General features: G+C 66.7%; 7 protein-coding genes and 1 riboswitch. Of the genes, 1 reads left to right on the top strand and 6 read right to left on the bottom strand.

Annotated features, from left to right (window positions below; genetic code table 11):
• Positions 1-1,234: murein biosynthesis integral membrane protein MurJ (gene murJ / locus FVW27_RS01340; protein ID WP_167122076.1), on the bottom strand; the 1,234-nt coding region annotated here is incomplete at its 3' end.
• Positions 1,235-1,521: 287 nt separating this feature from the next.
• A riboswitch (SAM riboswitch) is annotated at positions 1,522-1,642 on the top strand.
• A gap of 287 nt (positions 1,643-1,929) precedes the next feature.
• On the opposite strand from murJ, the gene FVW27_RS01335 reads away from it, so the two are divergent.
• Positions 1,930-2,196 carry a hypothetical protein gene (locus FVW27_RS01335; RefSeq protein ID WP_015946683.1) on the top strand — a complete coding sequence of 89 codons (267 nt, stop codon included), beginning with the start codon at positions 1,930-1,932 and terminating at the stop codon, positions 2,194-2,196.
• 347 nt (positions 2,197-2,543) lie between these two features.
• On the opposite strand, the gene FVW27_RS01330 is transcribed toward FVW27_RS01335, so the two are convergent.
• From FVW27_RS01330 to FVW27_RS01310, 5 genes are all read right to left on the bottom strand, one after another.
• A complete protein-coding gene (locus tag FVW27_RS01330; protein ID WP_243838135.1) occupies positions 2,544-3,131 on the bottom strand; it encodes an HAD family hydrolase in 588 nt (195 codons plus the stop codon).
• Between the two features lie 164 nt (positions 3,132-3,295).
• Positions 3,296-4,942 carry a chaperonin GroEL gene (groL, locus tag FVW27_RS01325; protein ID WP_167122074.1) on the bottom strand — a complete coding sequence of 549 codons (1,647 nt, stop codon included), beginning with the start codon at positions 4,940-4,942 and terminating at the stop codon, positions 3,296-3,298.
• Positions 4,943-4,985: 43 nt separating this feature from the next.
• On the bottom strand, positions 4,986-5,273 hold the full coding sequence (gene groES, locus FVW27_RS01320; protein ID WP_167122072.1) for a co-chaperone GroES: 288 nt from the start codon (positions 5,271-5,273) through the stop codon (positions 4,986-4,988).
• A 550-nt stretch (positions 5,274-5,823) separates the two neighbouring features.
• On the bottom strand, positions 5,824-7,230 hold the full coding sequence (locus tag FVW27_RS01315) for a Na+/H+ antiporter NhaC family protein (protein ID WP_167122070.1): 1,407 nt from the start codon (positions 7,228-7,230) through the stop codon (positions 5,824-5,826).
• Between the two features lie 215 nt (positions 7,231-7,445).
• Positions 7,446-9,101: ATP-binding cassette domain-containing protein (locus FVW27_RS01310; RefSeq protein ID WP_167122067.1), on the bottom strand; the 1,656-nt coding region annotated here is incomplete at its 5' end.

The raw sequence follows: 9,101 nt of genomic DNA, 5'->3' as shown, positions 1-9,101 counted from the left end.
GCGTGCCCGCATGGCCCGCCAGCACGTACAGCGGCAGCGCGGCAAGGGTGGCCAGGGTGCCCACCACCGCCGGGGTCACCGTGTCCTGATGGGCGTAGAAGGCCCGCCCCACCACCTGCTGCACGGCCCAGAAGGCCACGCCGCACAGCATCACCCGCAGCAGGGGCGCGGAGGCCAGCGTCTCGGCGGCGGCGAACCCGCCGCCCTGAAAGATCAGCCGCATGGTGGGTTCCGCGGCCAGCAGCATCCACACGGACAGGGGAATGATCACCGCCAGGGCGTTGCGCAGGGCCGTGGACAGGGTGGCGTCGAAGGCATCGCTCTCCCCCTTGGCCGCCAGCGCCGCCAGAAACGGATACGAAGCCACCCCCGCGGCCTGGGCCACCACGCCCACCGGCACCAGCATGATGCGCCGGGCATAGTTGAGCAGACTTACCGCGCCCTCGCCGGTCATGGAACCGAAAATACGCACGAACTGCTCGTCCAGCACCACCACCGACTGACCGATCATCAGCGGCAGGGCCAGCAGGGCGAATCGGCGCACGCCGGGGTGGCGCAGCACCGGGCGCAGTCGCACCCCTCCGCCGCGCGCGGCAGCCAGTATCGGCAGGGCAAAACTGCCCAGCGCCGCACCCGCCAGCACGCCCCAGCAGAATCCCTCCATGCCGCGCGCCGGGGCCAGCGCCCACGACAGCAGACCGCCGCCGATGATACAGCCGTTGTACACCAGCGGCCCCATGGCAGGCACCGCGAACTGGCGGCGCATGTACAGAAGCGCGGTGACGCACGCCCCCGGCAGAAAGAACGCCTGCGCGGGCAGGATGATGCGCAGGAAGCGCACCAGCCGCGCCGAGGACGATGCATCGAAGCCCGGTGCGGCCACGCGGGCCAGTTCCGGGGCGAACCACCACGCCATGCCGGTCAGCAGGCAGATGACGATGGTTATCCACCAGAACGCAGCGGCAAAGAAGCGCCAGCCGTCCTCCGGATCGCGTTCGAAGCGCTCCGACAGCAGGGGGATGAGGGTGATGGAAAAGTAGCCGCCCGCCAGCAGGTAGTTGATGAAGTCGGGCACCACGAAGGCGGCGAAGTAGATGTCCGCCTCTGCCGTGGCGCCGAACAGGTAGGAGATGACCTTGTCGCGCAGAAGGCCCATGAACCGCGACGCGAAGACGCTGGCCGCCATGATCAGGGCGGCGGCGCCCATCTGGTGGGTGCGGGTGAACAGCTTCATGCGGCGGAGGACTCTCCTGTGGCGGGCCAAGACGTGACGGACGTGCGGTACGCAGGAACCACTACCCCATACTCAGGCTGTTGACAAAGTCCACTTTGGGGCACCTTCGGCGGCGCCTTGCCCCCGTTTTTCGGGGCTTCGGTCGCGCAGCCACATTTTTTTCAGCAGTGGTACTACATGAAACCACTTTTTATGCCTGCTATCATACTGAAAAAACATCTATACAAGCATTTCCTGATTTCCTGTTCATCCATTGACAACTGTGCACTCAACCGCTAGATATGCCCCATTCATGGAGAGAGGCGCGAGGGTACGGCCCTGTGACCGCCCGGCAACCTGCCCCGACGTGACGCCGTCGGTCGGGACAAGGTGCCAACACCGACCGTGTAGCGCACGGGATCATGATCGCGGGCTTGCGGCGTCGGCCTCTCCATGCGAGGGGCCTTTCTGTTTTGGGGGCACCGTTCGGACGCTGGAGCCGTGCGGTGCATGTGGGTGGATTTCAGGCCAATTGCGCACCCACAGAAAAAAAATGCAGCTAACAGGCCGTTGCGCCACGGGGGTCGCCACACACCCAGCCGGAACATCCGGAGGGGCGGCGGACAGCCCAAGGGCGCACGGTGGTCCGCCGGCCCAGCCCCCGGCGGATTGACCACGCGAAGCCCGGACGGCTTTGCGGAAAAAAGGGAGACACGATGAAGGATTTTCTGGAGAAGTTGCAGCCCGTTGGCGAGTGTGTGATCTACTACCTCTACCACAACGAGGACGAACCCATGCCCACCTGCTGGTCCGACCCGCTGGAACTCATGGGTGACATGACTCGCCTGCAACTCACCGACGCACAGATGCGCGAACTGCGCGACATCGTGAGCGAGGAAATCCGCAGCGAAGGCCCCGAGGCGGTATGGAAGGGGCGCACCCTGCGCAAGAACATCATCCATTCCTGCGGCTACCTGGTGTAGCCGGGCACCTTCGGCGGGCGCGTCCGGCAGCGCGCCCTGCCCGTTGAGTTGCCTGTTCCGGCCTTCGGCGCATCGCTTTCCGGGCCATTCCCCTACCCCGCGTGCCCGCGCTCTCCGCCCGCACACGTGTCGGACCGCACGGCCCGGCACACATGACGACACAACACAACGCCCCCGTCGGTAACCGGCGGGGGCGTTTTCGTTGGTGGCAGGGGCACGCGGACCCTGCGTGATCTGCGTGATCTGGGGGATCTGGGGGACCTGGGCGACCTGGGGCAGCGCAGGACACCAAGGCTCCCGGGGTTCGCATGCAGCGGATGCGGAGATACAGCCTGCAGCCCGCCCCGTCAGTCTTCAAATCCCAGTTCGGCCAGCAGGCCGGGCAACTCGCGGAAATCGCGCATGGTGCGCACGCGGGGCGCGGTGCGCGCTTCCCGCGTCTGCCCGCCACTGTGGCCAGCGCGCGGCGGATCGAACCATATCCCGGACATTCCGGCCTGTGTGGCACCCCACACATCGCCGGTCCAGTCGTCGCCGATCATCACGACTCTATTGGCGGGCAGCCCCAGGTCGCGCAGCGCATACGCCCAGAACGGCGGCCAGGGCTTGGGCGACCCAGCGGAACGCCATGTGTACACCCCGACCAGCAACGGTCCCACGCCCATGGAGGCAAGGGCCGCGCGGATGGGGCCCTCGTCCGACTCCGAGGCGTTGGACGCCAGGGCAAGTCGCCAGCCAGCCGCCAGCGCGCACAGCACCTCACCCGCATGGGGCATGGGCTCCTCGTCGGTCCAGCCGTGCTGCGGCCCCATCCAGCGGGGCATGACGCGCATCAGCGTGCCGCCCCAATCCAGCAGCAGAGCCTTATCGGGCTGGTTCGCGGAATGCATGCCATCCGGCGCGGTGCTTGCGTCCGTGTGTTTCGCTTTCGCCATGGTTCCTCTCCTGCCCCGTGGTGCCCGTGCGTCGGGCCCGCGTCAAGTCGGAATGGCCCGCATCCGTGCTGCTCCCCCTTTCGCGCAAACGAAAAGGGCCGGAACCCGAAGGTTCCGGCCCACAGTCACGTGCGATGATGCGCGGGGCGTACCAGCCTTTCGGCCTAGTACATGCCGCCCATGCCGCCCATGCCGCCCATACCGCCACCGGGCATGGGCATGTCCTTCTTGGCTTCGGGCTTTTCGGCAATGGCGCATTCGGTGGTCAGCAGCAGCGAGGCAACGGAGGCCGCGTTCTGCAGGGCGATGCGGGTGACCTTCTTGGGGTCGATGACACCGGCCTTGATCAGATCTTCGAACTCGCCGGACGCGGCGTTGAAGCCGAAGCCGTCCTTGCCGTCGCGCACCTTCTCGACCACGATGGAACCTTCGTAGCCGGCGTTGGTGGAGATCTGGCGCAGCGGTTCTTCGATGGCACGGCGGATGATGTTCACGCCAGCGGCTTCGTCGTCGTCAGCGGGCTTCACGTCGTCCAGCACCTTGCAGATGCGGATGTAGGCGGTGCCGCCGCCGGGGACGATGCCTTCTTCCACCGCAGCGCGGGTGGCGTTCAGGGCGTCCTCGACGCGGTCCTTCTTTTCCTTCATTTCGGTTTCGGTCGCGGCGCCCACGTTGATCACGGCCACGCCGCCCACCAGCTTGGCCAGGCGTTCCTGCAGCTTTTCGCGGTCGTAGTCGGAGGTGGTTTCGTCGATCTGGGCGCGGATCTGCTTCACGCGCGCCTTGATGTCGTCGGACTTGCCGGCGCCGTCAACGATGGTGGTGTTTTCCTTGTCCACCACCACGCGCTTGGCGGTGCCAAGGTCGGCCACCGAGATGTTTTCGAGCTTCACGCCCATGTCTTCGGACACCACGGTGCCGCCGGTCAGGACGGCGATGTCCTGCAGCATGGCCTTGCGGCGGTCGCCGAAGCCGGGGGCCTTGACGGCAACGACCTGCAGGGTGCCGCGCAGCTTGTTGACCACCAGGGTGGCCAGGGCTTCGCCTTCCACGTCTTCGGCGATGATCACCAGCGGACGGTTCATCTTGGCCACCTGTTCGAGAACGGGCAGCATGTCCTTCATGCTGGAGATCTTCTTCTCATTGCAGAGAATGAAGGGCTCGTCGAGTTCGCAGACCATCTTTTCGGGATCGGTCACGAAGTAGGGCGACAGGTAGCCGCGGTCGAACTGCATGCCTTCGACCACTTCAAGGGTGGTTTCCAGACCCTTGGCTTCCTCGACGGTGATGACGCCTTCCTTGCCCACCTTGGCCATGGCCTCGGCAATGATGTTGCCGATGGTGGTGTCGGAGTTGGCGGAAATGGTGCCGATCTGGGCGATTTCCTTCTGGTCGCGGGTGGGCTTGGCCAGGGTGCCAAGTTCCTTGACCAGCTTTTCCACGGCCTTGTCGATGCCGCGCTTGATGGCCATGGGGCTGCGGCCGGCGGCCACCAGCTTCACGCCTTCGCGGTAGATGGCCTGGGCCAGGATGGTGGCGGTGGTGGTGCCGTCACCGGCGATGTCGCTGGTCTTGGAAGCAACTTCCTTGACCATCTGGGCGCCCATGTTCTCGAACTTGTCTTCGAGTTCGATTTCCTTGGCCACGGTCACGCCGTCCTTGGTGATGACCGGCGAGCCGAAAGACTTTTCGATGACCACGTTGCGGCCCTTGGGGCCGAGGGTCACCTTCACGGCATTGGCGAGCTTGTCCACGCCGCGGGAAAGCTTTTCACGGGCCTTGACGTCGAACAGGATTTCCTTGGAAGCCATTGTATTCATCCTCCTCGGGAGAAAGTGCTAAGTTCGCGGGGCGTTATTCGATGATGGCGAGAATGTCGTCTTCACGCATGACGAGGTGCTCGACGCCGTCAAGCTTGATCTCGGTGCCGGCGTACTTGCTGAAGAGCACCGTGTCGCCCTTCTTGACGGTCATGGCGATGAGTTTGCCGTCTTCCGCGACCTTGCCGGGACCGGCGGCGACGACTTCGCCGCGCGAGGGCTTTTCCTTGGCGGTGTCGGGGATGAACAGGCCGCCAGCGGTCTTTTCTTCGGTTTCGAGGCGCTTCACCAGAACGCGGTCATTCAAAGGCTTCAGATTCATGACAACTAGTCCTCCAACTTTAGGTGATCGCTGTTTGTCCCGCCGCTAGCACTCGCGGGGTGCGAGTGCCAACGGCAAGGGCGGTCATCTCGCCGCGCGTCGTGACAGAGTCACGCGCGCGCCCACCCGCCGGGTGGCGGGGGGCGAAATTCGTCTCGCCCGGTGTATCGTGGCTGTTCGGCAGAGGGTGGGCCCGCAAAAGTCTTGTCAGGCACGGGATCCTTCCGCCGGGTGCGGCTGCGCGCCGCTCCCGCTGACGCGGAGGCGGTTCATGGCAACCGCGTTGGATAATAAGGCAGGTTTACGGGTTGAAAAGGGGGGCGTGTGCATTTTTTTGCATTTTCTTCGCGCACCATGCAAATTCAGCGGGTTGCACGCCCGGCGCTCCCCTTTGAAAAATCATCCGGCTGCGCCTTTCCGCACGTTGCGCCCCTTCGTCCCCTTTTCACCCTTTTCCCCTGCCCGGCAAGACACCAGGACAGGGCGGATGCGGGCGGACATGCCGCAGAGGAAAAAACCTGAAGCTCCGGCGAACGGGGCGAATCGGGCGCTACGCCCGTTCGGCCCCGGACACGTCCGTTCGCGGGGCACGCGGCAGCCCCACAAGGATGGCCAGCACCCCCGCCGCGCCCAGCAACAGGCAGTAGTAGTTGGCCGACAGCACCGCCACGGGCGAGATGCCCGCGATGGACCCGGCCAGCAGCACCTGCGCCGCGTGCGGGGCAAGCCCCTGCACCACGCACGAAAAGATGTCCAGCAGGCTGGCGCTGCGGCGCGGGTCCACCCCGGAAGTGGCGGCAATCTCGCGCGCCATGCCCCCGGTCAGGATGATGGCCACCGTGTTGTTGGCGGTGCACAGGTCTGCCACGGCCACCAGTCCGGAAATGCCCGCCTCTCCGGTGCGGGCGGCGGCTCCGCTGCTGCTGCCGGGCCGGTCGGTGAACCGGCGCACGGCGGCCAGCAGCCAGGCTACCCCGCCCTGATAGCGGATGAGTTCGCCAAGTCCCCCCATGAGCATGGACAGCACGAGAATCTCGTGCATGCCGGTGAAGCCTTTGTAGATGTCCTGGGCGAATTTCAGCGGGGTGTAGCCGTCCACCACGGCCATGCCCACGCCGCCTGCCAGGGCGATGCCTGCAAACAGCACGGCGAACACGTTCATGCCCGAAAGCGCCATGGCCAGAATGGCGATGTAGGGCAGCACCGTCACCAGTCGATACCCGCCGGGCGCGGCGGCCCGGCCCGCGTCGCCCGCCAGCCAGAACACCCCCACGGCCAGCAGCGCGGCGGGCAGGGCGATGGCGAAGTTCATGCGGAACTTGTCGCGCATGTCGCAGCCCTGGGTGCGGGTGGCCGCGATGGTGGTGTCGGAGATCATGGACAGGTTGTCGCCGAACATGGCCCCGCCCACCACAGCGCCCATGAGCAGTGCGGCATCCATGCCGGTCTGGGCGGCCACGCCCGCTGCGATGGGCCCCACGGCGGCGATGGTGCCCATGGAGGTGCCCATGGCCGTGGCCACGAAGGCCGAAATGACGAACAGACCCGGCAGCACCAGCCGCTGCGGCACCAGCGACAGCCCCAGGTTCACCGTGGATTCCACCCCGCCGATGGCCGAGGCCACCGAGGCAAAGCCACCCGCCAGCAGGTAGATGACGCACATGGTGACGATGTTGATCTCGCCCGCGCCGGACAGGAACACGTTAACCCGCCGGGTCAGGCCGCCGGGCCGGGCCGCCGTGGCCGGATCCTTTTCGCGCAGGACAAGGGCCAGGGCGATGGCGGGCAGAATGGCCACCGTGGGCGACAGCTGGTAGAAGGCCATCTCCGTTCCGGCGGCGCCAAGGGCCAGCCCGGCGCCGATGAACAGGACCAGGAACAGGCCGAGCGGCAGCAGGGCCACGGGATTGGGTGCGGGCTGATGCGAAAGCGCGGCAACGTGAGGCGTCGGGGACATGGCAATATCCTTGATGAAGCCCGGCTGCTGCCGGGCCGGTGCATGCATTGTGATTTGTCCGGGTACCGGGACCGGATGGGAAAAGCCCGCCGCACGCGTGCTGCGCGCCGCGACGGACCGTGCAGATAGGAACGGGGCCGCCGCGTGTCCGGACAAGCGGGCGCGGGCGTCCCCGAACATATCATGCCGCGCCGGTTATTCGCGGCTGTTCACGGTCATTCGCGAAACCGGGCCAGCTCCGCGATGCGCGCCTCCACCACTTCCCAGCGTTCCAGCAGCGCGGTCTGCTCGCCTTCCAGCGCGGTGACCCGCGCGGCGGCGGCGTTGAAGCCCTCCGGGTCGGTGGTGAAAAAGTCCGGCTGGGCAAGGCGGGCTTCCAGCGTGGCCTGTTCGCGCTCCAGCGCATCCAGATTGCCGGGCAGGGCCGCCAGTTCTTCGCGCAGCCCGGCCAGTTCGCGCTGTTCCCTGAAGGTGAGCTTGCGTATCTGGCCGTTGGCGGGACCGTTGTGGGAACCGTTTCCGGGACCGTCGCCCGGCTGACTGCTCCCTCGGCTGCCCGCCTCTCCACCGGCATTTTCTCCCCCGGCACCATCGGCTACCGGCTTCGGGCGCTGGCGCAGCCAGTCGGTGTAGCCGCCCACGTACTCGCGCACGTTGCCGTCGTCGTCGAAGGCCAGGGTGCTGGTCACCACGTCGTCAAGGAACGCGCGGTCATGGCTCACCAGCAACACGGTGCCCTGGTATTCGGCCAGCAGTTCCTCCAGCAGGTCCAGCGTTTCCACGTCCAGATCGTTGGTGGGTTCGTCCAGCACCAGCAGGTTGGAAGGCCTGGTGAACAGCTTGGCCAGCAGCAGACGGTTGCGCTCGCCGCCGGACAATACCTTGGCGGGCAGGCGCAGCCGGTCCGGCTCGAACAGGAAGTCGCGCAGGTACCCGGCCACGTGGCGGCGGTTGCCGTTGACCTCTATGGTGTCCGCGCCCTCGGCCACGTTGTCCATGACCGATTTCTCGCCGTCCAGGGCCGTGCGCAACTGGTCGAAATAGGCGATCTCCAGCCGGGTGCCGTGGCGCACCTCGCCGGAATGGGGGTCAAGCTGCCCCAGCAGCAGGCGCAGCAGGGTGGTCTTGCCGGAACCGTTGGGGCCGATCAGCCCCACCCGGTCGCCGCGCTGGATCAGCGCCGAAAAGTCGCGCAGCACCGACTTGGCGTTCTCGTGGGCAAAGCACACGTTGCGCGCCTCGATGACCAGCTTGCCGGAGCGTTCCGCCTCCTGCGCCAGCATGGCCACCCCGCCCTGCCGTTCACGGCGGCGGGCGCGTTCCTCGCGCAGGGCGTACAGGGCGCGCACCCGGCCCATGTTGCGCGTGCGCCGGGCCTTGATGCCCTGGCGCACCCAGGCTTCTTCCTGGGCCAGCTTCTTGTCGAACAGGGCGAACTGGCGCTCCTCGTTCTCCAGCCGGGCCTCGCGTTGCTCCTGGTACTGGTCGTACCCGCAGGCATAGGAATGCAGCCTGCCCCGGTCCACCTCCACGATGCGGGTGGCAAGGCGGCGCACGAAGGCCCGGTCGTGCGAGACGAACACCAGCGTGCGCGCGCGGCGCACCAGATAGTCTTCCAGCCAGGCGATGGTGTCGATGTCGATGTGGTTGGTGGGTTCGTCCAGCAGCAGATCCTGCGAGGCCACCAGGGCGCGGGCCAGCAGCACGCGGCGCTTGCGCCCGCCGGACAGGGTGGAGAACTCGCGCTCCGGGTCCAGGCGCAGGTGGTTGCACACGGACAGCACATCGCCGTAATGCTCCCACCCTTCGCCCGATTCCAGCCCGCGCCGCGCCGTCGCCAGGGCGGCCTCGTCCACGGGGCGGCCCGCCTC

This window comes from Nitratidesulfovibrio liaohensis, from assembly GCF_011682075.1.
Lineage (GTDB): Bacteria > Desulfobacterota > Desulfovibrionia > Desulfovibrionales > Desulfovibrionaceae > Cupidesulfovibrio > Cupidesulfovibrio liaohensis.
Note: the sequence above shows the minus strand (reverse complement) of the source record. Positions and strands in the feature narration are given on the sequence as shown.

What these genes read in the sequence shown, in the direction of transcription:
- FVW27_RS01335 (WP_015946683.1), top strand. Translation starts at nt 1,930, where the DNA reads ATGAAGGATTTTCTGGAGAAGTTGCAGCCCGTTGGCGAGTGTGTGATC.
- FVW27_RS01330 (WP_243838135.1), bottom strand. Translation starts at nt 3,131, where the DNA reads ATGGCGAAAGCGAAACACACGGACGCAAGCACCGCGCCGGATGGCATG.
- groL (WP_167122074.1), bottom strand. Translation starts at nt 4,942, where the DNA reads ATGGCTTCCAAGGAAATCCTGTTCGACGTCAAGGCCCGTGAAAAGCTT.
- groES (WP_167122072.1), bottom strand. Translation starts at nt 5,273, where the DNA reads ATGAATCTGAAGCCTTTGAATGACCGCGTTCTGGTGAAGCGCCTCGAA.
- FVW27_RS01315 (WP_167122070.1), bottom strand. Translation starts at nt 7,230, where the DNA reads ATGTCCCCGACGCCTCACGTTGCCGCGCTTTCGCATCAGCCCGCACCC.